Source organism: Bradyrhizobium sp. WSM4873 (genome assembly GCF_055811355.1).
The window spans coordinates 353629-376149 of record NZ_JBVVPS010000003.1; the positions used below are offsets into that span (position 1 = coordinate 353629).

A 22521-nucleotide genomic window follows, 5' to 3' on the forward strand; every position below is an offset into this window, starting at 1 on the left:
CCGCCTCCGTAGCGGCCCTCTTAGCCAATCGCGACCCGGCCGTCACCCGGCCTTTTCCACTTCGACGCATTGCGGTAGAAGCACCGCCAACTGCCCCCTTTGGTCCCCGAAAAGAGGCTCTCATGACCGCCATCATCGACATCATCGGCCGCGAAATCCTCGATAGCCGCGGTAATCCCACCGTCGAGGTCGACGTCGTGCTGGAAGATGGTGCGCTCGGTCGTGCCGCGGTGCCGTCAGGCGCCTCCACCGGCGCCCATGAGGCGGTGGAATTGCGCGACGGCGACAAGGCCCGCTATCTCGGCAAGGGCGTCACCAAGGCGGTCGGCGCCGTCAACGGCGAGATCTTCGAGGCCCTGAGCGGCCTCGATGTCGAGCAGCAGGCCCAGATCGACCAGATCATGATCGACCTCGACGGCACGCCGAACAAGAGCCGGCTGGGCGCCAACGCCATCCTCGGCGTGTCGCTCGCCTGCGCCAAGGCGGCCGCGAACTCGCTCGACATGCCGCTCTACCGTTACGTCGGCGGCACCTCGGCGCGTCTCTTGCCGGTGCCGATGATGAACATCATCAATGGCGGCATGCATGCCGACAACCCGATCGACTTCCAGGAGTTCATGATCCTGCCCGTCGGCGCATCCTCCTTCGCCGAGGGTCTGCGCTATGGCGCGGAAGTGTTCCACACGCTGAAGTCCGAGCTGAAGAAGGCAGGCCACAACACCAATGTTGGCGACGAGGGCGGCTTCGCCCCGAACCTGCCGTCGGCGGACGCCGCGCTCGAATTCGTCATGAACGCGATCGGCAAGGCCGGCTACAAGGCGGGCTCCGACATCGTGATCGGCCTCGACTGCGCCTCGACCGAGTTCTTCAAGGATGGCAAATACGTCTACGAAGGCGAGGGCAAGACCCGCTCGATCTCCGAGCAGGCCAAGTACCTTGCTGACCTCGTCTCGCGCTATCCGATCGTGACCATCGAGGACGGCATGTCGGAAGACGACATGGACGGCTGGAAGGAGTTGACCGACCTCGTCGGCAAGAAGTGCCAGCTCGTCGGTGACGATCTCTTCGTCACCAACGTCAAGCGCCTCGCCGAAGGCATCAAGGCCGGACGGGCCAATTCGATCCTGATCAAGGTCAACCAGATCGGCACGCTGACCGAGACGCTCGCCGCCGTCGAAATGGCGCACAAGGCCGGCTACACCTCGGTGATGTCGCACCGCTCCGGCGAGACCGAGGATTCCACCATCGCGGACCTCGCGGTCGCCACCAATTGCGGACAGATCAAGACCGGCTCCCTTGCACGCTCCGATCGCACCGCCAAATACAACCAGCTCCTGCGTATCGAGCAGCAGCTCGGCAAGCAGGCGCTCTACGGCGGCAAGGCGGCACTGAAGGCGCTGGCATAAGCCGGCGGTCGGACAAAAACAGGGGAGGATCGACATGAGCGACGGCAAGACCGGACTGCAACTGCGTTCGCTGATCAAGACGAGCGGTGAGCTCGAGATCTCGCTTCTCGACGTGCCGACCCCCGAACCCGCCGCGGACGAGGTCGTCGTCCGCGTCGAGGCGGCGCCGATCAATCCGTCCGACCTCGGGCTCCTGATCGGCGCGGCCGACATGAGCACGGCAAAGGCTTCCGGCGACAAGGGCGCTCCCGTCATCACCGCGAAGGTGCCGGAGGGCGCGATGCGGGCGATGGCAGGCCGGCTCGACGAGTCCATGCCGGTCGGTAACGAGGGCGCGGGAGTCGTGATCGGGACCGGCTCCTCGGATGCCGCGAAGGCGCTGATGGGCAAGACCGTCGCCATGATCGGCGGCGCGATGTACACCCAGTATCGCACGTTGAAAGTGCGCGAGTGCCTGCCGCTGCCGGAAGGCACCACGCCGGCCGAAGGTGCCTCCTGCTTCGTCAATCCGCTCACCGCGCTCGGCATGACCGAGACCATGCGGCGCGAGGGTCACAAGGCGCTGGTGCACACCGCGGCCGCATCCAATCTCGGCCAGATGCTGAACAAGATCTGCATCAAGGATGGCATCCCGCTGGTCAACATCGTGCGCAGCAAGGAGCAGGCCGACATCCTGCACAAGATCGGCGCCAAATATGTCGTCAATTCCACCGCGCCGAGCTTCCTCGGCGATCTCACCGACGCGCTGGTCGAGACCGGCGCCACCATCGCCTTCGACGCCATCGGCGGCGGCAAGCTCGCCGGCGACATCCTTAACTGCATGGAAGTCGCGATCAACAAGACTGCGAAGGAATACAGCCGCTACGGCTCCAACGTGCACAAGCAGGTCTACGTCTATGGCGCGCTCGATGTTCGCCCGATCGAGCTGCCGCGCGGCTTCGGCATGGCCTGGGGCGTCGGCGGCTGGCTGCTGTTTCCGTTCCTCATGAAGATCGGGCAGGCGGACGGGGCCAGGCTGCGCCAGCGCGTGGTCGACGAACTGAAGACCACGTTTGCCAGCCACTACACCAAGGTGGTGTCGCTTTCCGAGGCGCTCGATCCTGCCAACATCGCGGTCTATGCCAAACGCGCCACTGGCGAAAAATTCCTCATCAACCCAAATAAATAATCGGCACGTGCGACGGCTCGTCACCCAAAGAAGGTCTTGCCTTCTGAGCGAAGCGGGAGATTATTCCGCCGCCATTGAAAGCGGAAAAACCGCAAGGCGCGCTCAGAAGGGGACTTCTCCATGACCGATCTCAATCGCCGCCATTTGCTCGCAGGTGCTGCCGTCCTCGGTGCGGCGGCCGTGACCAAGCTTGGATCGACCGCCGCCAATGCCGCGGTGCCGCAAGCCGGCACGCAGGCGCCGGGCTTCTATCGCTACAAGGTCGGCAGCTACGAGTGCACCTCGATCAATGACGGTGCGCGCACTTTCCCGATGCCGGACAAGTTCGTCGTCAACGCGCCGAAGGAGGAAGCGTTGGCCGCGGGCGAGGCGGCCTACATGCCGAAGGGCATGGTCACGGTGCCGTTCAACCCGCAGCTCATCAACACCGGCTCCAAGCTCGTGCTGATCGATACCGGCAACGGTGTCGCCAATCTCGAGCCCAGCAAGGGCGCGGTCGGTCGCACGCTGCAGAATCTCCAGGCCGCCGGCGTCGACCCCAAGAGCATCGACGTCGTGCTGCTCTCGCATCTGCATCCCGACCACACCAACGGCATTCGTCTCGCCGACGGCGCGCTTGCCTTCCCCAATGCGGAGATCATGGTGCCCGGCAAGGACTGGGAGTTCTGGACCAGCGAGGACAACGCCGCCAAGGCCGAGTCGAACGGGATGATGAAGAACTACTTCGCCAATGTGAAGAAGACCTTTGCCGGACTCGAGTCCAAGGTCACGAAGTACCAGTGGGGCAAGGAGGTCGCGCCGGGCATCACGTCGATCGCGACGCCCGGCCACACCCCCGGGCACACCTCATTCGCGGTTGCCTCGGGCGATGCCAAGGTGCTGATCCAGTCCGACGTCACCAACATCCCCGAGTTCTTCCTGCGCAATCCGGACTGGCATGTGGTGTTCGACACCGATGCTGCGCTGGCGCAGGAGACGCGTCACAAGTTCTACGACATGGCGGCGGCCGAGAAGGCGACCGTGATCGGCTTCCACTTCACCTTCGCCTCGGTCGGGCATGTCGAGAAGGACGGCGCCAAGTATCGCCTGATCCCGTCGGCGTGGAATCCGACGATCTGAGCCGATTTGCAGATTTTTGCCGAGGATCAGGCCGTCACTTGGCGGCCTGATTGTTTGGGCAACCGTTCAGAAACGCAGCGTTTCCAAATCCGACTGGTCCATGCACTTGCATCCATCACTCGGGATCGCTTAAGTGCCGACCCGGCACTCCCGCTGAAGATTTCGAGGACACTCCATGGCCTACAATATCGTCACGATCGCCGGCAGCCTGCGCAAGGACAGCTTTTCGCTGAAGATCGCCCATGCGCTCGCCAAGCTCGCGCCGGCCTCGCTCAAGCTCGAGGTCATCACGCCGGCCGGCATCTCGTTCTTCAACCAGGACCTCGAGGGCGCGCCGCCGGCCGATTGGCTGTCTTTCCGCGAAAAGATCCAGAAATCGGACGGCGTCATCTTCGTCACGCCGGAATACAATCGCGCGATCCCGGGCGTGCTGAAGAACGCCATCGACGTCGCCTCGCGGCCCTATGGCAAGAGCTCGTTTAATGGCAAGCCGGTCGGCATCATCGCGAACTCGCCGGGCCCGCTCGGCGGCGTCAGCGCCGCCAAGACGCTGCAGAACATCCTGCCGGGTATTTCCGGCCCGATCATGCAGCAGCCGGAGGCCTATTTGAACGGAGTGGGCGACGCCTTCGATGCTGAGGGCAACCTGACCAAGGAGTCCCTGAAGCCTGTGATCCAGGCCTATATCGACGCGTTTGCGGTGCACGTCGCGAAGCATCACGGCTGAGGCGCGATTCCCAGGACTTCGTCATGGCCGGGCAAAGGCGCGAAGCGCGTCTTCGCGCTAAGTGTCCCGGCCATCCACGTCCTTGCTGAACTGACGAAGAACGTGGATGCCCGGCACAAGGCCCGGCATGACGGCTGAGTCAGGCATGGGAACGCGATGCGCGCGGGGGCCATTAGCACGCCCTTAACCAACCTGTCCCATCTTCCCAAGATGGTCTCCCGCGCGCGCCTCAAATCGATCCTGACCGGTCTTGCCCTCTATGCGATGGCGGTCGCCATCGTCGGTTATTTCGGTGTCAACGCCTATACCGGCAAATACGGCCTCAACGCCCGTCAGGAGCTCGACCAGGAGATCGTGGCGCTGACCAGCGAGCTGGCCCAGCTCAAGCGGGAGCGCGCCAGGAGCGAGCAGCGCGTTTCGCTGCTGCGCTCCGCGAAGATCGACCCCGACATGCTGGACGAGCGGGCGCGCTTCCAACTCGACTACGTCAATCCGCGCGATCTGGTCCGGACGATCCCGGCGAACTGACAACTCTTCCTAAAGTTGAAGGACTGGAACCGGATTGCCGCCTTGACGGGATCGCGGCAACCGGCTCATGGCTTCTATCACCATGGCCTGGGTTGACGCAGATCAACCAGGCCGTGCCGGCACGCTCTAGATTGCCACCCGGAGGAAACACAGTGATGAATGGGCAATGCCCCCGGCATCACGCGGCCCGTGTCGAGGCCGCCATTGCGTCAGGCCAGGCGGCACGCTCGTCGCTCGTGGCCTCGTGGCGCCGTTCGTCCAGATTGCATCGTCTCGATCCCGCCGGCCGTGGCTCGCCGAACCGGCTGAGCGAAGCCGAACTGCACCGCGCGCGCGAGCGCGTCGCGCCGCTGCTCGCCGCGGCGCGAGGTGCGATGGACCGGCTCTACCAGGCGGTCGGCGCCAGCGGCTGCTGCGTGCTGCTCGCCGACGGGGAGGGCGTGCCGGTCGATCGTCGCGGCACCCCGGCCGACGATGCGACATTTCAGTCCTGGGGCCTCTGGACCGGCGCGCTCTGGAGCGAGGAGCATGAGGGCACCAACGGCATCGGTACCTGCCTCGTCGAGCAGCGTCCGCTGACGATCGACCGCGACCAGCATTTCTTCACCCGCAACACGCTTCTGAGCTGCACCGCCGTTCCGATCTACGACCATGAGGCTGCGTTCGCCGGCGTGCTCGACGTCTCCTCCTGCCGCGCCGATCGTACCGACGTGTTTTCCAATCTGATCGCGCTCGCGGCCGGTGAGGCGGCCAGACGTATCGAGGCCGATCTGTTTCGCAGGGCCTTCGCCCATGCCCGCATCGTGTTGACGCAAGCGGCGGACGGCCAATGCGGCGGCCTCGTCGCGGTCGATGCGGACGATCTCGTGATTGGCGCGACCAGGACTGCCCGGGCGGGACTGGGGCTCGCGCCGGGCCGGGCGTTGCGACCAGCGCCTGCGGCCGATCTCCTCGGCGGCGATGTTGTGCACGACCACCTCGCTGGCGGCCAGCGCGCCGTGTTGCAGCGGGCTCTCCTGCGCGCCGGCGGCAATGTCTCGGCTGCCGCCAAGGCCCTCGGCGTCAGCCGCGCAACGCTGCACAGGAAGCTCAAGCGGTTCGAGCTGAACGCGCATTGAGCTGCTGGTAGATCTTCATGGTGAGGAGACCGCGAAGCGGTCGTCTGGAATCACAAGAGGCCCTGACGTCATCCCCAGCCGTCCTTCGAGACGCGCGCAAGAGCGCGCTCCTCGGGATGAGGTCAGTATGTGCGGCGGCACGACGTGCAGCCTCGTCACCTGTCGCAGAACTGCGACAGGTCGGCTCCGTCATCGCTCCTATCAGGGCTGACAGAAGATCCCTCCCGCGACATCGTCGGCGCAAGTCGCGACCACGCGACGAATTGCGCAAACAGCAAACATCGGGAGTGATCAATGAACAAGGTAGAATTCCTCAGCGTCAGCAAAATTCCCTTCGCCGAACGCTACGACAATTTCATCGGCGGCAAGTTCGTCGCGCCGATCTCCGGCAAGTATTTCGACAACGCCTCGCCGGTGACCGGCCAGATCGTCTGCAAGATCGCGCGCTCCGACGCGCAGGATGTCGAGGCAGCGCTCGACGCTGCGCATGCCGCGAAGGCCGCCTGGGGCCGCACCAGCGTCGCCGAGCGCGCAGCGATGCTGAACCGGATCGCCGACCGTATGGAAGACAATCTCGAGCGTCTCGCCATCGCCGAGACCTGGGACAACGGCAAGCCGATCCGCGAGACCCGCGCAGCGGACATCCCGCTCGCCATCGATCATTTCCGCTATTTCGCCGGCGCCATCCGCGCCCAGGAAGGCTCGATCGGCGAGATCGATCACGACACCGTTGCCTATCATTTTCACGAACCGCTCGGCGTGGTCGGTCAGATCATCCCCTGGAACTTCCCGCTGCTGATGGCCTGCTGGAAGCTCGCGCCCGCGCTCGCCGCCGGCAATTGCGTCGTGCTCAAGCCGGCCGAGCAGACCCCGGCCTCGATCATGGTCTGGGCCGAGATCATCGGTGACATTCTGCCGCCCGGTGTCCTCAACATTGTCAACGGCTTTGGCCTGGAAGCCGGCAAGCCGCTCGCGTCCAGCCCGCGCATCGCCAAGATCGCCTTCACCGGCGAGACCACGACGGGCCGGCTGATCATGCAATATGCCAGCCAGAACCTCATTCCCATCACGCTCGAGCTCGGCGGCAAGTCGCCGAACATCTTCTTCAGCGACGTCACCGCCGAAGACGACGACTTCTTCGACAAGGCGATCGAAGGTTCGTCATGTTCGCGCTGAACCAGGGCGAGGTCTGCACCTGTCCGAGCCGGGCGCTGGTCCATGCCGACATCTATGACCGCTTCATGGAGCGGGCGCTGAAGCGCGTCGCCGCGATCAAGCAGGGTGATCCGCGTGCGGCCGACACCATGATTGGTGCGCAGGCGTCGGGCGAGCAGCTCGCAAAAATCCTCTCCTATATCGACATCGGCAAACAGGAGGGCGCAAAGGTCCTGGCCGGCGGCGGACGCGCCGAGCTCGGCGGCGATCTCGCCGGCGGCTTCTACGTCCAGCCGACCGTGTTCGAGGGCCACAACAAGATGCGCGTCTTCCAGGAGGAGATCTTCGGCCCGGTGGTTTCGGTCGCGACCTTCAAGAGCGACGAAGAGGCGCTCGAGATCGCCAACGACACGCTCTATGGCCTGGGGGCAGGCGTCTGGAGCCGCGACGCCAACCGCTGCTATCGCTTCGGCCGGGCGATCCAGGCCGGCCGGGTCTGGACCAACTGCTACCATGCCTATCCCGCGCATGCGGCCTTCGGCGGCTACAAGCAGTCGGGCGTCGGGCGCGAGACCCACAAAATGATGCTCGATCACTACCAGCAGACCAAGAATCTGCTGGTCAGCTACAGCCCCAAGAAGCTCGGCTTCTTCTGATCGGTCGGGCGGAGAGGGCGGCGCTGTTCTGCGCCGCCCGTTCCAAATGTCGGGATCGCGTTGGCTCAACGTTGCTTGACGCGGGCACGAATCTGCGGGTGCGGCGACCGTGTCGATTTGTTGCCCGATCCGCGTCAAAGATTTTGCAATATTACGATCACGTTGCAGTGCGGCATAATGAAAGTCGTGCCATGCCGCCGCGGTGCTTTCCAAGGGCGTTTGACTTGGGTTAGAGAGGGCTGAAGTTTTCTCTGACCCGGAATTCCCATGGCCGCACCCAAGAAAGCCGCCGCAAGCACTGCACAGGACAAGACCGACGGCGGTTCGCCCCCGGAATTCACCAGAGAGCAGGAGCTCAAGGCGCTCCGCGACATGCTCCTGATCCGGCGGTTCGAGGAAAAGGCCGGCCAGCTCTACGGCATGGGTGCGATCGGCGGCTTCTGCCACCTTTATATCGGCCAGGAGGCCGTGGTAGTCGGGATGCAGATGGCCCTGAAGCCGGGCGATCAGGTCATCACCGGTTATCGCGATCACGGCCATATGCTCGCCACCGGCATGGAGGCCAACGGCGTCATGGCCGAGCTCACCGGCCGTCGCGGCGGCTATTCCAAGGGCAAGGGCGGCTCCATGCACATGTTCAGCAAGGAGAAGCACTTTTATGGCGGCCACGGTATCGTCGGTGCGCAGGTCTCGCTCGGCACCGGGCTCGCTTTCGCCAATCATTATCGCGACAACGACAATGTCAGCGTCACCTATTTCGGCGACGGCGCGGCCAACCAGGGCCAGGTCTATGAGAGCTTCAACATGGCGGAGCTCTGGAAGCTGCCGGTGATCTACGTCATCGAGAACAACCGCTACGCCATGGGCACTTCGGTCTCGCGCGCCTCGGCGCAGCAGGATTTCTCCAAGCGCGGCGCCTCCTTCAACATTCCCGGCAAGCAGGTCGACGGCATGGACGTCCGCGCCGTCAAGGCCGCCGGCGACGAGGCGGCGGCGTGGTGCCGGGCCGGCAAGGGTCCCTTCATCCTGGAGATGCAGACCTACCGTTATCGCGGCCACTCGATGTCCGACCCCGCCAAGTACAGAACGCGCGAGGAGGTCGAAAAAGTCCGCCACGACCAGGATCCGATCGAGCAGGTACGCAACCGCCTGTTGGCCGCCAAGGTCAGCGAGCAGGATCTGAAGGCGATCGACGCCGAGGTGCGCGACATCGTCAACGCGTCTGCCGATTTCGCCCAGCATGATCCCGAGCCGGATGCCGCCGAGCTCTGGACCGATATTTACCGCTGAACGCGCGCAAGCTTTCTTTTGGAGTCGATATGCCAATTCAAGTGCTGATGCCCGCGTTGTCGCCCACGATGGAGAAGGGCAACCTCTCCAAATGGCTGAAAAAAGAGGGTGAGACGATCAAGTCCGGCGACGTCATCGCCGAGATCGAGACCGACAAGGCGACCATGGAAGTCGAGGCGACCGATGAAGGTACGCTCGGCAAGATCCTGATCCCCGAGGGCACCGCCGACGTGGCCGTGAACACGCCGATCGCGACGATTCTGGCCGATGGCGAGAGTGCCGCCGATCTCGCCAAGGCGCCCGCGCCTGCCCAGCAGCAGAAGGCTGCTGAGTCCGCCGCCCCCGCCGCCGCGAAGGCCGAGGCTCCAGCTCCCAAGGCTGCGCCGGCGCCGCAGGTCGTCGCAGAGCCCGATCCGGAAGTGCCCGCCGGCACCGAGATGGTGACGCAGACCATCCGCGAAGCCCTCCGCGATGCCATGGCCGAAGAGATGCGCCGCGACGCCGACGTCTTCGTGATGGGCGAAGAAGTCGCCGAATACCAAGGCGCCTACAAGGTGACGCAAGGCCTGCTTCAGGAATTCGGCGCCAAGCGCGTCATCGACACGCCGATCACCGAGCACGGCTTTGCCGGCATCGGCGTCGGCGCCGCGATGAGCGGGTTGAAGCCGATCGTCGAGTTCATGACCTTCAACTTCGCCATGCAGGCAATCGACCAGATCATCAACTCCGCGGCCAAGACGCTCTACATGTCCGGCGGCCAGATGGGCTGCTCGATCGTGTTCCGCGGGCCCAACGGCGCCGCTTCCCGCGTGGCCGCCCAGCACAGCCAGGATTATTCGTCCTGGTATTCGAACGTTCCGGGCCTCAAGGTCGTCGCGCCGTTCTCGGCCGCTGATTACAAGGGCCTGCTCAAGGCTGCGATCCGCGATCCCAATCCGGTGATCTTCCTTGAGAACGAGATGCTCTACGGTCACACCGGCGAGGTGCCGAAGCTCGACGATTTCGTGATTCCGATCGGCAAGGCGCGCATCGTGCGCTCGGGCAGCCATGTCACGATCATCTCATGGTCGAACGGCATGAGCTACGCGCTGAAGGCCGCCGACGAACTCGCCAAGGACGGCATCGAGGCCGAAGTGATCGATCTGCGCACGCTGCGCCCGATGGACACCGAGACCATCATCAACTCGGTCAAGAAGACCGGCCGCGCCGTCACAGTGGAAGAGGGCTGGGCCCAGAGCGGCGTCGGCGCCGAGATCGCCGCGCGGATCATGGAGCATGCCTTCGACTATCTGGATGCGCCTGTAACCCGCGTCTCCGGCAAGGACGTGCCGATGCCCTATGCCGCGAACCTGGAAAAGCTCGCGCTGCCTTCGGCTGCCGAAGTTGTCGAGGCGGCCAAAGCCGTCTGCTACAGGTAGACCATGGCGGGTCCGAAGGAGCAGCCATTACCACCCGACGTCCTCGTCCGCGATGATGCGGTCGAGATCCTGCGCGTGTTCGTGCTGGACGGCGGGCTGTCGATGGCATTCCAGCGGGCCTTCGACGAGCCGGACATGTGGGGCCTGCTGCTCGTCGATCTCGCGCGTCACGCCGCGCGCGCCTATGCGCGCGAGAGCGAATACACCGAGGAGGACGCGCTGAACCGGATCATCGAGATGTTCCAGGCCGAGATCGAGCGTCCCACCGACACCGGCACCACGACGCCGCGCGGGAAGGGGCACTGACCGTGGCGATCGAATCCTATCATTTCGATTTTATGCTGGAGGCGATCCGCGAGGCGGAAGCCTCGATCGCGCAAGGCGGTCTGCCGATCGGCGCCGTGCTGACCCGCGACAACAAGGTGATCGCCCGCGGCCACAACAACCGCGTGCAGGAGAACAACCCGATCCTGCACGGCGAGATGAGTTGCCTGCGCGAGGCGGGTGCGATTTCGTTCCACGATACCGTCATGTACACCACGCTGTCGCCATGCGCGATGTGTGCCGGTGCGCTCGCGCTGTTCAAGGTCAAGCTCGTGGTGATCGGAGAGTCCGTCACTTTCGAGGGCTCCAAGGACATCCTCGACAAGTTCGGCATCCCCTGGATCGATCTTGCGGACGACCGCTCCATCACCATGATGAAGAACTGGCGTTCCATCCCTGCCAATGAGCGCCTGTGGCAGGGCGACATCGGCAACTAACCTGGTCTGTCTGTCTTCGGTCCGGAGACGGATTTTTGCAAAGTTCTTCTTGAGGTCAGCATGCCCATCAACATCCTGATGCCCGCTCTTTCGCCGACGATGGAGAAGGGCAACCTCGCCAAGTGGCTGAAGAAGGAAGGCGACAAGGTCAAATCCGGCGACGTCATCGCCGAGATCGAGACCGACAAGGCGACCATGGAGGTCGAGGCGATCGACGAGGGCACGATCGCCAGGATCCTCGTGCCAGAGGGCACGCAGGACGTCCCGGTCAATGACGTGATCGCGGTGCTGGCCGGCGAGGGGGAGGACGTGAAGGCGGCAGGTGCCGCCAAGCCGAGCGCTTCGGCCGCACCTCCGAAAGCTGCTGAAGCTGCCGCACCGGCGCCCACGCCGGCAGCCACCAAGGCTGCGCCGGCGCCCGCCACCGCACCTGCACCGCAGGCCGCAGCGCCGGCTGCGCAGAGCAACGGCCATGCCGGCCGCGTGTTCTCCTCACCACTGGCGCGCCGGCTCGCTAAGGAAGCCGGCGTCGATGTTGCGATGGTGACCGGCACCGGCCCACATGGCCGTGTGGTGGCACGCGACGTCGAGCAGGCCAAGTCCGGCAAGGGTCTCAAGGCACCCGCCGCGGCGCCGTCGGGCGCGCCCTCGAGCGCGCCGACCATGTCGGACAAGCAGATTCTGTCGCTGTTCGAACCGGGCTCTTACGAGGTCGTCCCGCATGATGGGATGCGCCGCACCATTGCCCAACGTTTGACCGCGTCGATTCAGAACGTCCCGCACTTCTACCTCACCATCGACTGCGACATCGGCAAGCTGCTCGCCGCGCGCGAGGAGATCAATGCGGCTGCTCCCAAGGACAAGGAGAAGAAGCCGCTCTACAAGATCTCGGTCAACGATTTCGTCATCAAGGCGATGGCGGTCGCGCTGCAGAAAATTCCGAATTGCAATGTGAGCTGGACCGAAAGCGGCATGGTCAAGCACCACCATTCCGACGTCGGCGTTGCGGTGGCGATGCCCGGCGGCCTGATCACGCCGATCATCCGGAAGGCGGAGACCAAGACCCTGTCGACCATCTCCAACGAGATGAAGGATTTTGCGACCCGCGCGCGTTCGCGCAAGCTGAAGCCCGAAGAGTACCAGGGCGGCACGACGGCGGTCTCCAACCTCGGCATGTTCGGCATCAGCCACTTCACCGCCGTGATCAATCCGCCGCATGCCACCATCCTCGCAGTCGGCACCAGCGAGGAGCGGCCTGTGGTCCGCGGCGGCAAGATCGAGATCGCGAACATGATGAGCGTGACATTGTCGTGCGATCACCGCGCCATCGACGGCGCGCTCGGCGCCGAGCTGATCGGTGCCTTCAAGCAGTTGATCGAAAATCCCGTCATGATGATGGTGTAGCTCGGGGAGGCGCGGGGTGAATGCGAACGCGTTGGCCCTGGATCTCCTTGTTGCTCTCGGCCGTGGTTGCACTCAATCCGGTCGGGCTCGATATTCTGCATTCCGCGTTCTTTGCCGGCGAGCAGCTGGCACGGAGCATCGGCCAGGCGGTCGTTATGATCGCGCTGGCTATCATGGCCGGCGCGATCCTGCTCGAATGGCTGGTCAGGGTTTTGATTTCCAGGCGCCGCGTCCGCGGCGCCTCTTGAGTTGAATGGGGAGCCGCCATGGCCGAGACATCCTTCGACATCATCATCATCGGCTCCGGTCCCGGCGGCTATGTCACCGCGATCCGCGCCGCCCAGCTCGGCTTCAAGGTCGCGATCGTCGAGAAATCCTATCTCGGCGGCATCTGCCTGAACTGGGGCTGCATCCCGACCAAGGCGCTGCTGCGCTCGGCCGAGATCTACCACTACATGCAGCACGCCAAGGATTACGGTCTGTCGGCGGACAACGTCTCGTTCGATCCGAAGGCCGTGGTGCAGCGCTCGCGCGGCGTCTCGAAGCGGCTGAACGACGGCGTCGGCTTCCTGATGAAGAAGAACAAGGTCAGCGTGATCTGGGGCGCGGCCTCGATCGACGCGCCCGGCAAGGTCACGGTGAAGAAGTCCGACGTCGACGGCCCCAAAGGCACGCTGGGCGAGGGGGCTTATCAGGCCAAGCACATCATTGTTGCGACCGGCGCGCGGCCGCGCGTGCTGCCGGGACTTGAGCCTGACAAGAAGCTGATCTGGACCTACTTCGAAGCCATGGTGCCGGAGCGGATGCCGAAATCGCTGCTGGTGATGGGCTCGGGCGCGATCGGGATCGAGTTCGCATCCTTCTTCAAGACGATGGGCTCCGACGTCACGGTGGTCGAGGTGCTGCCGCAGATCCTGCCGGTCGAAGACGCCGAGATTGCCGCTCTTGCCCGCAAGCGCCTCGAGAAGCAGGGCATCAAGATCCTCACCAATACGGGCGTGACGAAGCTGGAGAAGAAGAGCGACAGCGTGGTCGCGACGCTCGATGACGGCAAGGCGAAGCAGACCGCCGAGTTCGAGCGCGTGATCTCTGCCGTCGGCGTCGTCGGAAACATCGAGAATCTCGGTCTCGAAAAGCTCGGCGTCAAAACCGAGCGCGGCTGCATCGTGATCGACGGCTACGGCAAGACCAACGTTCCCGGCATCTATGCCATCGGTGACGTCGCGGGTCCCCCGATGCTGGCCCACAAGGCCGAGCATGAGGGCGTGATCTGCGTCGAGGCCATCAAGGGCCTGCATCCGCACCCCATGGACAAGCTGATGATCCCCGGCTGCACCTATTGCAACCCGCAGGTCGCCTCGGTCGGCCTGACCGAAGCCAAGGCCAAGGAGAATGGCCGCGAGATCCGCGTTGGCCGCTTCCCCTTCGTCGGCAACGGCAAGGCGATCGCGCTCGGCGAGGACCAGGGCCTGGTCAAGGTCATCTTCGACAAGAAGACCGGTCAGCTGCTCGGCGCCCACATGGTCGGCGCCGAGGTCACCGAGCTGATCCAGGGCTACGTCGTCGCCATGAACCTGGAGACCACGGAAGAAGAGCTGATGCACACCGTGTTCCCGCATCCGACCCTGTCGGAGATGATGAAGGAAGCCGTGCTGGATGCGTATGGACGGGTACTGAATATTTGACATCAGACCCGTCATCCTGAGGTGCGAGCGCAGCGAGCCTCGAAGGATGCACGGCCGAGATACAGCAGCCGGGCTCGTCGCCCTTCGAGGCCTCCGCTTCGCTCCGGCACCTCCAGCGACAACGGCTTCGCCGTTGCGCAGGGGTGACGGGATAGACATTGAGAACACCAGAACAAGAAGGAAACCACCCCATGCAAGACAACGACAACCTCACCATCGAACGCCCGAGCTTCGTCACCCATCTCGAATGCGCGATGGAAGGCGATCATTATGCAGCCGACCAGGTCCACAACCTCTCCAAGGCCGGCAAGCCGCTCCTCGTGCGCTACGACCTCGCCGGCGTGAAGAAGGCGCTGACCAGGGACGCGCTTGCGCAGCGCCCCGCCGACATGTGGCGCTACCGCGAGCTGCTGCCGGTGCGCAAATGCCAGGACATTGTCTCGCTCGGCGAGGTCACGACGCCGCTGATCCGGCTGCCCAAGCTCGGCAAGAAGCTCGGCGGCGGCGAGATCATCGTCAAGGACGAGGGGCGGCTGCCGACCGGCTCGTTCAAGGCGCGCGGCCTCGTGATGGCGGTGTCGATGGGCAAGGCGCTCGGCATCAAGCACATGGCGATGCCGACCAACGGCAATGCCGGTGCGGCGCTCGCGGCCTATGCGACCTCCTGCGGCATCAAGACCACGATCTTCTGCCCGGCCGATACGCCCGAGGTGAACGTCAGCGAGATCGAGCTTCAGGGCGCGACCGTCTACCGCGTCAACGGCTATATCGACGATTGCGGCAAGATCGTCGGCGAGGGCAAGGCGAAAGTCGGCTGGTTCGACACCTCGACCTTGAAGGAGCCGTACCGGATCGAAGGCAAGAAGACGATGGGGCTCGAACTCGCCGAGCAGCTCGGCTGGGACGTGCCCGACGTGATCTTCTATCCGACCGGCGGCGGCACCGGCCTGATTGGCATGTGGAAGGCCTTCGACGAGCTCGAGAAGATCGGCTTCATCGGCTCGAAGCGCCCGCGCATGGTTGCGGTGCAGGCCTCCGGCTGCGCGCCGATGGTGCGTGCCTATGAAGCCGGCACCGAGCATGCCACGCGCTGGGAAGATGCCCACACCATCGCGTCAGGCATCCGCGTGCCGCAGGCGATCGGCGACTTTCTCATTTTGCGCGCTGTCCGCGAGAGCAAGGGCTTTGCCATCGCGGTCGACGATGACAAGATCTCGTCGGCGCTGAACGAGGTCGCGCGCGAGGAGGGATTGTTGCTCTGCCCCGAAGGTGCTGCAACCTACGCCGCCTACAAGGACAGCCTCGCCGACGGCCGCGTCAGCACGACCGACCGCGTGATGCTGTTCAACTGCGCCACCGGCCTGAAATACCCGCTGCCGCCGGTCAACCGCACGCTCGATCGCCACAAGCCGATCGACTATTCGCAGTTCTAACGCGGCATTTCGTCTCTTCACGAACGATCCCTCTTCCCGTACGCGGGAAGGGACAAGAACAACAATGACATTGCTGGGGAGACAACAATGAAGGCCGCCTGGGCTGCGCTGTTTGCTATTCTCGCTGTTGCAGGCGCCGCGCGCGCCGACGATTATCCGTCACGTCCCATCACCATCATCGTGCCCTTCGCCGCCGGCGGGCCGTCGGATGCGATGGCGCGCGTGCTTGCCGAGCGGATGCGCACGGCGCTCGGCCAGCCGCTGGTGATCGAGAACGTCACTGGCGCGGGCGGCTCGATTGGCGTCGGCCGTGCCCTGCATTCGGCCCCCGACGGCTACACGATCTCGTTCGGCCATCTCGGCACCCACGTCGCCAACGGCGCCGTCTACAAGCTCAATTACGACCTGGTCGCGGACCTGGAGCCGGTGGTGCTGCTGCCGAGCAATCCGATGATCGTCGTCAGCAAGAACGCGGTGCCCGCAACCTCGCTGAAGGAGTTGCTGGACTGGCTGAAGTCGCGGCCATCACCGCCGACCGCCGGCACCGCCGGCGCGGGTTCCGGCAGCCACATCGCCGGGGTCTATTTTGAGAGCATCAGCGGCATCAAGCTGCAATACGTGCCGTATCGCGGCACCGCGCCCGCCCTGAACGATCTCATCGCCGGCCAGATCGACGTCATCGTCGACCAGACGTCGAACTCCATCAACCAGGTCCGCGCCGGCACCATTCGCGCTTACGCCATCACCGACGACAAGCGCCTGTCGTCGGCGCCCGACATCCCGACGGCGGAGGAGGCGGGCCTGAAGGGTTTCAACATGACGCTGTGGTCCGGCATGTGGGTGCCGAAGGGCACGCCGAAGGCGATCGTCGCCAAACTCAATGCCGCAGCCGTGGAAGCGCTGAACGATCCCGGCGTGAAGAAGCAGCTCGAAAGCCAGGGGCTGGAGATGACGCCGCAGGATCAGCTCACGCCCGAGGCCCTCGGCGCGCGCCAGAAGGCGGAGATCGCAAAGTGGTGGCCGATGATCAAGGCGGCCAACATCAAGGTGGATTGAGGCGTTCTGGTAGGTGGATTAGAGAAGCGTAATCCACCTCTTTGCGGCGAAAAGGCTGGTGGATTACGCTTCGCTAGTCCACCCTACGAAGCTGCGGCTATTCCGTTCCCGTATAGCCCACCGGCGTCGCCACGGCCGCCGCGTCCTTCGTCACCACGCGCTGGTCGCTCTTGCCGGCGATCATGCCGCTGCCCTCGAACCGGGCGCGGTAGACCAGAACGTTCTCGATCACGCGCTGGACGTAGTTGCGCGTCTCCGACAGCGGGATGCGCTCGACCCAATCGACCGGATCGACCTTGGGATCCCTGGGGTCGCCGCGCGCCTGCACCCATTCGCGCACGCGGCCACGGCCGGCATTGTAGCCGGCGAAGGTCATGATCTGGTTGCCGCGGTATTCCGACATCAGCGCGCTGAGCTCGGCCGCGCCCATCTGCGTGTTGTAGACGGGATCGGAGACCATCTTGTCCCAATCATAGGTCAGGCCGAAGCGCTTTGCGGTGTCGCGGCCGGCTTCCGGCGTCACCTGCATCAGACCGACCGCGTTGGCGGCCGACTTGTCGCGCTGGTCGAACGAGCTTTCGGTGCGCGCCACCGAATAGATCACGCTGGGGTCGATTGCAGGCGCGACCTGCTTGTGTTCAGGGATGCCGATGGTCGGGAAGGCGTAGTGATCGAGTGCGAGCCCGCGCGCCAGCGCCGACTTGCCGACCTCCAGCATCACGCGCGCATCATTGCGCCGGCCGGCGAGCTCGCCGAGCGCTTCGAGTGCCGCCACGTCGGTGCTCTCCTTGGCGAAATCCTCGGCGTAGTAAAACACCATGTCGCGCTCACCGACGCCGTAGAGCATGTCGGCGGCGCGCACGCGGTCGTCCGCGGGCGGCGTGTCGGCTGCTGCCAGCACGGGCGAGGGCGCGCGCAGCTCGATGCGGTCGAGGCCGAGCCTGGCGCGGGCGAGCTGGCCGTAATAGGCGGTCGGATAGCGCGCCGCGGCCTGATAGCTCAGGCGCGCATCGGCGGTTGCGTTCATCGCCTCCGCCGCGCGACCGCGCCAATAATGCGCGCGCGACAGCGCGATCGGGTTGGCCGAGCCTTCGTCGATCGCGGCGAAGTGCGTCATCGCCGCCTTGGGATCATCGAGATAGCGCAGCGCGATCCAGCCGCACATGAAGTGATAGTCGACGCGATAGACTTCCATCGCGGGCACGGCCGCCGAGCGCACCACATCATAGGCGGTTTTGAACTTGCCCTGGTCGAGCAGCTTTCGCGCGAGCAGGCGGCGCTCGCGCCACCAGGCGTCGGTGTCTTGCGCCGCCATCGTATCGGGCGCGGCGGCCAGGATCACCTCGGCCGCGTCGTCGATGCGGTCATTCTGGAGATGCCATTGCGCGCGGCACAGCACATAGCCGAGGTCGCGGCGCGCCTCGGCCGAGACGTCCTCGAGATAATCCTTGGCCTTGCCGGCCTTGCCGGTGACGGCGGCGCAGGCCTTGACGATCGCGAGCGCATCCTCGCCGAGCCGCTTGGCTGCGCGCCGCGCACCTGCGTAGTCCTTGGCGCCGAGGCGCTTGTCCATGCGGGCACGATGATCCTCGGTGGTCAGGAGATCGCGAAACGCTTCGTAGGAATCTTCCTCGCTGCGCTCGGACAATTCGTCGGTGCGCCAGGCATCGCGCACCAGACGCGCGGCCCTGTCGCTATCGCCCTCGGTCATCAGCACGCGGGCGAGCGCGAACTTGCCCTTGGCGCTGGTCGGCCGGTCCATCGTGAATTTGTGCACGGTCGCCGCGTCGGCCTTCTCCTGCCACAGCCGCGCCTCGGCGCGGCGGCGGAGCAGCGCGCTGCTCGGCCAGTCCGGATTGGCGGCGAGGAAGGCGGCGTAGCGCTTGAAATTCGCCGTGCTTTCGGAATGGCGCAGCATGAACCAGTCGGCGAGCTTCTGCCCCGCCGGGTCGGCAATGCGGTCGCGCGCCGCGCTCGCATCCTCGGTCTTGCCCTTCCGCGCGAGATCGATGGCATCCTTCAGCGCGGCGAGATCGCCGGTCAGCGGCGGGGCTGCCGGCTTGTCCGAGGGCGCGTCGTCCTGCTTCTTCGACTTGCGCTTGGCCTCAGCATGCTTGCCGGGTCGAGCCTTGCCGGCGGAGGCGTGGCGCTGCTTGCCGGTTTTCGCCTCATGCGACTTCTTCGGCGCGGACGATTTGTGACTGCTCTTCGCTGCCAGCTCGGTAGGGATGAAGGCCAAAGCGGCCACGGCAACGACACACGCGAGCGAGCGTAGGCACTGGTTCATTCCGTGGTCCCCCTGCGAAACCAGTACAAACCAAAGTCCGCGACGGTATGCGGCTCGAGAATCGAAACGGCGTCAAAAACGGTGACACGACGTCGTTTCGCATCCTCAAGCTGTTCCAACAATGCGGCGAAATACGGATGGAGCGAGGGAACTTGTGCAACGGCGGATAGAGGGGGCTCTTAACCTCTGTTAACCATTCAGGCTCGCGCGGTGGTTGCGGGCGGCTCCTTGGCGCCACAGCGGCCTGATTGTGCGTGTTCCCTGGTCCAGATACGGTGTATTGGGGTCCATAGCCGTTCCTGCAGCCCATTGCCTCACACCCATGCCGCTTTTCAACCAGTCGATCCGGCGCAAAATCGTCGGCATCGCCCTCGGATTGATCGTCCTGATGCTGGTCACCTCGATCCTGTCGATGGTGATGTCGAGCCAGGTCGGCGTCCTCCTCGACGAACTGACCAACCGCTACATTCCGGCCTATAGCCATCTCGCCCGCGCCAATATCCGCTCGCTGGAGCGTGCGCTGGCGCTGCGGCGAATGGTCATGACCAGGATGGGATCGGCGTCGGACGAGGAGGCCTACGCGGCGCGGCTTCGCGACTTCGAGGCATTGGACCGCAAGTTCGAGGAGGAGGCCGAGACCGCGCGCAAGCTCATCAACGCCATCATCGACGACCCCAGGACCCCTTCCGACAACGCCGCACTGGCACGGCTCGACGTTCGAATCGAGAGCGCTGTCACCGAGCTGCGGCGCAATCTGGACGAGGGCAATACGAAACTGCTCAAGCAGATCGAGACCAAGGACATGTCCGAGGCCCGCGGCACGCTGGAACAGCTCGACTCGCTGCGCGATGCGTTCAACCGGAAGGTCGACGCGATCCGCGGCGACATGCTGACGCAGGTCTTCTTCTCGACGTCGCAGGTGATCAGTCGGCAATACCAGGCGATTATCGTGTCGGGAGTCGTGACCTTGCTGGCAGCGGTGCTCGGATTTGCCTTTGCGCTCCTGGTGTCCAGCGGCATTACCCGCCCGGTGCGGCTGCTGCTCGCCGGCACCCGCGAGGTCGAGGCCGGCCGCTTCGACAAGACCATCACCGTCTCCACCCAGGACGAGATCGGCGAGCTGGCTGCAGCCTTCAACCGCATGACCGAACAGCTCAGGCACAACGAGCGCGTCCGCGAGACGTTCGGTCGCTACATCGATCCCAAGGTAGTACAAGGCCTGATCGACCGGCCCGAGGTCGCCATCGACGGCCAGCGCCGAGTGATGACCATCATGTTCTGCGACATGAGCGGCTTCACCGCGATGAGCGAGGGCATGACCCCGCGCGGCCTGGTCAGGGTGATGAACCATTATTTCACGATGATGTCCGGTCCGATCAGGAGCAACCGCGGCATCATCGACAAATATATCGGCGACGCCATCATGGCCTATTGGGGCCCGCCCTTCATCGAGGAGGACGAGCCGGCGCTGCTCGCAGGGCTTGCCGCCATCGACATGGCCGATCAGGTGCCCGCGCTGCAGAAGCAATTGCCGGATCTCCTCGGCATCCGCGCCATGCCGGGGCTTTGCGATCTGCGCATCGGCATCGCGACCGGAGAGGTCCTCACCGGGAGCATTGGCTCCGAGCTGATGATGAGCTTCACCGTGATGGGCGATGCGGTGAATCTCGCCTCGCGGCTGGAGGCCGTCAACAAGACCTATGGCACCCGTATTCTGATCTCGCAGGCGACGGCGGACGCGATCGGCTCGCACCTCGAATTGCGCGAGGTCGACCGTCTCGCGGTCGCCGGCCAGAGCGCGCCGCAAGCGATCTTCGAGGTGATGGGCCGGGCAGGCGTGCTCACTGCCGCGCATGAGGGCCTGCGTTCGCACTACGCCGGAGGCCTCGCCGCCTATCGCGCCCGCCGCTTCGACGAAGCCCGTGCCGCCTTCAACGCGGCACTCGAAGCCGTCCCCGCCGACGGCCCCTCGCGCGCGCTGCTTGCCCGTATCGCGCGGTTCGAAGCCAATCCGCCGGACGAGGGCTGGGACGGCGCCTGGCGGTTGGAGCAGAAATAGCTGGCGGCGCGGGAAAAATTGATTCTACTCGATAACGATGTTCGCCGTGACCTATTTCCCGGGCTTAGGTTTGGTGTCCTTGAGGCGTTTGACGGGGACACGCCGATGACAGAACTTGAGAACAGGCTCGAACGGTTCGAGACGCTCACCGCCGAATGCGAGCTGATCGCCAGGCTCGCCACCGACAGCACCAAGCGCGAGTTTTATCTGAAGCTTTCGGAGCAGTACCGCCAATTGGCTGTGGACATGCGCCAGGCCATCGCGAGCAAAGCTGCGGCCTGACGCCGGCAATCCGTTCTTAACACTTGGCGCGCATCCTCAATGCAGATGCGGGGACGTTTGCTGGGCTTCTCCGCTGTGGGAATGCCGGGCTTGTTGCGGTGCGGCGGCGCCTCGCGAGATTGTTTTGTCGTGCCTCACAGGGCGATCCCATGCGCCTCCTTGCGGTCATCGTGTTTGGACTCATGACGGCAGCCTGCAACCCGGAGCAGGACATCACAGGCTCGACCCCGGTCTGCGCGATGCGGAACTACACCTCCTTCAATCCCCGCGACATGAACCAGTGCGTTGCCGCCTGCAAGGCGTGCGACCACGGCAACACGGTCACCTGCACCACGTCCTGCACGCTCAAGGGCGCCCGCTGAGCCGCTCCGCCTCATGGTTTGGGCCTGACGGTTTCTTTGGCGGTGTTTTGGCACCGGAACGATTCACATGGATTAATCATTGAAGGGGATGGCAGGACGCGGAGTCCTTTGGAATGGGTATGCTCGATCCCGGTCGGTTCCTGGTGTCATGCTCTCACTGCGCAGCCTGGCCGATGGCGGCCAATGTAAAACGTTCGAGCTGGTCGGCTTCACCTAACGAGGTCCGCTTCGTGTGCCCGCGTTGCCGTCGCGAGGAGACTGCGATCATCTCCGCCTCCGGCGAGTTGACGCCGATCCGGCGCGTCGACGTCCCGCCGCGCGACGTCACCGCGGCTTGGGCTCAAGCCCAGCGCGCAAGAGGGCGAGCGTAGCCCGCCCGTTTAAGGACAAGAGGCGACGCACCGTCGGGGCCGTCTCGACGAATCCGAACCGCCAGGCGCCACGAAGCTGTCGCGGTTGTCCGTCGGGCAAAACATCTGACCATTTCTCGATGCGCCCGTGTCAATCCGCTCACGCAAAAATATTCCACTTTACCGAAATTCGGAAACGGCGTATGTGTCGCTCATCCCGGCTCATCCTTGAGGGGCGATCTCGTTGTCGTCTTGAT

General features: G+C 64.5%; 19 protein-coding genes and 1 pseudogene. 19 read left to right on the forward strand and 1 reads right to left on the reverse strand.

Annotation, left to right across the window (positions count from 1 at the left end):
• Window positions 1–122 precede the first annotated feature (122 nt).
• The 16 genes and pseudogenes from eno to AC0L21_RS08405 all read left to right on the forward strand — a co-directional run bounded on the left by eno (window position 123) and on the right by AC0L21_RS08405 (window position 16924).
• Complete coding sequence (gene eno, locus AC0L21_RS08330) at window positions 123–1406, forward strand: phosphopyruvate hydratase (RefSeq protein ID WP_473260048.1); 1284 nt, start codon at window positions 123–125, stop codon at window positions 1404–1406.
• A gap of 34 nt (window positions 1407–1440) precedes the next feature.
• Window positions 1441–2574, forward strand: coding sequence for a zinc-binding dehydrogenase (locus AC0L21_RS08335; RefSeq protein WP_473260050.1), 1134 nt, complete (start codon window positions 1441–1443; stop codon window positions 2572–2574).
• A gap of 120 nt (window positions 2575–2694) precedes the next feature.
• Window positions 2695–3693, forward strand: a complete 999-nt coding sequence (locus AC0L21_RS08340; protein WP_473260052.1) for an MBL fold metallo-hydrolase — start codon at window positions 2695–2697, stop codon at window positions 3691–3693.
• A 175-nt stretch (window positions 3694–3868) separates the two neighbouring features.
• On the forward strand, window positions 3869–4420 hold the full coding sequence (locus AC0L21_RS08345) for an NADPH-dependent FMN reductase (protein ID WP_473260054.1): 552 nt from the start codon (window positions 3869–3871) through the stop codon (window positions 4418–4420).
• Window positions 4421–4630: 210 nt separating this feature from the next.
• Window positions 4631–4948 carry an FtsB family cell division protein gene (locus AC0L21_RS08350; RefSeq protein ID WP_473260056.1) on the forward strand — a complete coding sequence of 106 codons (318 nt, stop codon included), beginning with the start codon at window positions 4631–4633 and terminating at the stop codon, window positions 4946–4948.
• Between the two features lie 155 nt (window positions 4949–5103).
• Window positions 5104–6066 carry a helix-turn-helix domain-containing protein gene (locus tag AC0L21_RS08355; protein WP_473260058.1) on the forward strand — a complete coding sequence of 321 codons (963 nt, stop codon included), beginning with the start codon at window positions 5104–5106 and terminating at the stop codon, window positions 6064–6066.
• 294 nt (window positions 6067–6360) lie between these two features.
• A pseudogene (gene adh / locus AC0L21_RS08360) lies at window positions 6361–7877 on the forward strand (aldehyde dehydrogenase).
• Between the two features lie 267 nt (window positions 7878–8144).
• Entirely contained in the window at window positions 8145–9167 is a 1023-nt protein-coding gene (pdhA, locus tag AC0L21_RS08365; protein WP_473260060.1) for a pyruvate dehydrogenase (acetyl-transferring) E1 component subunit alpha, read from the forward strand.
• 29 nt (window positions 9168–9196) lie between these two features.
• Entirely contained in the window at window positions 9197–10585 is a 1389-nt protein-coding gene (locus tag AC0L21_RS08370) for a pyruvate dehydrogenase complex E1 component subunit beta (protein ID WP_473260062.1), read from the forward strand.
• Between the two features lie 3 nt (window positions 10586–10588).
• On the forward strand, window positions 10589–10891 hold the full coding sequence (locus AC0L21_RS08375; protein WP_007590623.1) for a DUF5076 domain-containing protein: 303 nt from the start codon (window positions 10589–10591) through the stop codon (window positions 10889–10891).
• Between the two features lie 2 nt (window positions 10892–10893).
• Window positions 10894–11346: a nucleoside deaminase gene (locus AC0L21_RS08380; RefSeq protein ID WP_007590624.1), complete on the forward strand. Its 453-nt coding sequence runs from the start codon at window positions 10894–10896 to the stop codon at window positions 11344–11346.
• 60 nt (window positions 11347–11406) lie between these two features.
• Complete coding sequence (locus AC0L21_RS08385; protein WP_473260065.1) at window positions 11407–12750, forward strand: pyruvate dehydrogenase complex dihydrolipoamide acetyltransferase; 1344 nt, start codon at window positions 11407–11409, stop codon at window positions 12748–12750.
• A 20-nt stretch (window positions 12751–12770) separates the two neighbouring features.
• Entirely contained in the window at window positions 12771–12998 is a 228-nt protein-coding gene (locus AC0L21_RS08390) for a hypothetical protein (RefSeq protein WP_473260067.1), read from the forward strand.
• An 18-nt stretch (window positions 12999–13016) separates the two neighbouring features.
• Complete coding sequence (gene lpdA, locus AC0L21_RS08395; protein WP_473260069.1) at window positions 13017–14435, forward strand: dihydrolipoyl dehydrogenase; 1419 nt, start codon at window positions 13017–13019, stop codon at window positions 14433–14435.
• A gap of 191 nt (window positions 14436–14626) precedes the next feature.
• Complete coding sequence (locus AC0L21_RS08400; protein ID WP_473260071.1) at window positions 14627–15868, forward strand: threonine synthase; 1242 nt, start codon at window positions 14627–14629, stop codon at window positions 15866–15868.
• 87 nt (window positions 15869–15955) lie between these two features.
• Complete coding sequence (locus tag AC0L21_RS08405) at window positions 15956–16924, forward strand: tripartite tricarboxylate transporter substrate binding protein BugD (protein WP_473260073.1); 969 nt, start codon at window positions 15956–15958, stop codon at window positions 16922–16924.
• Window positions 16925–17021: 97 nt separating this feature from the next.
• Here AC0L21_RS08405 and AC0L21_RS08410 read toward each other — a convergent pair whose 3' ends face one another.
• Window positions 17022–19211, reverse strand: coding sequence for a transglycosylase SLT domain-containing protein (locus AC0L21_RS08410; RefSeq protein WP_473260075.1), 2190 nt, complete (start codon window positions 19209–19211; stop codon window positions 17022–17024).
• Window positions 19212–19533: 322 nt separating this feature from the next.
• Between AC0L21_RS08410 and AC0L21_RS08415 the strand changes: the two genes are divergently transcribed.
• The 3 genes from AC0L21_RS08415 to AC0L21_RS08425 all read left to right on the forward strand — a co-directional run bounded on the left by AC0L21_RS08415 (window position 19534) and on the right by AC0L21_RS08425 (window position 21914).
• The gene (locus tag AC0L21_RS08415; RefSeq protein ID WP_473260077.1) at window positions 19534–21270 is read left to right on the forward strand and encodes an adenylate/guanylate cyclase domain-containing protein; all 1737 of its coding nucleotides are present in this window, start codon (window positions 19534–19536) and stop codon (window positions 21268–21270) included.
• A 105-nt stretch (window positions 21271–21375) separates the two neighbouring features.
• The gene (locus AC0L21_RS08420) at window positions 21376–21552 is read left to right on the forward strand and encodes a hypothetical protein (RefSeq protein WP_007590638.1); all 177 of its coding nucleotides are present in this window, start codon (window positions 21376–21378) and stop codon (window positions 21550–21552) included.
• Between the two features lie 149 nt (window positions 21553–21701).
• The gene (locus AC0L21_RS08425; RefSeq protein ID WP_473260079.1) at window positions 21702–21914 is read left to right on the forward strand and encodes a hypothetical protein; all 213 of its coding nucleotides are present in this window, start codon (window positions 21702–21704) and stop codon (window positions 21912–21914) included.
• Window positions 21915–22521 lie beyond the last annotated feature (607 nt).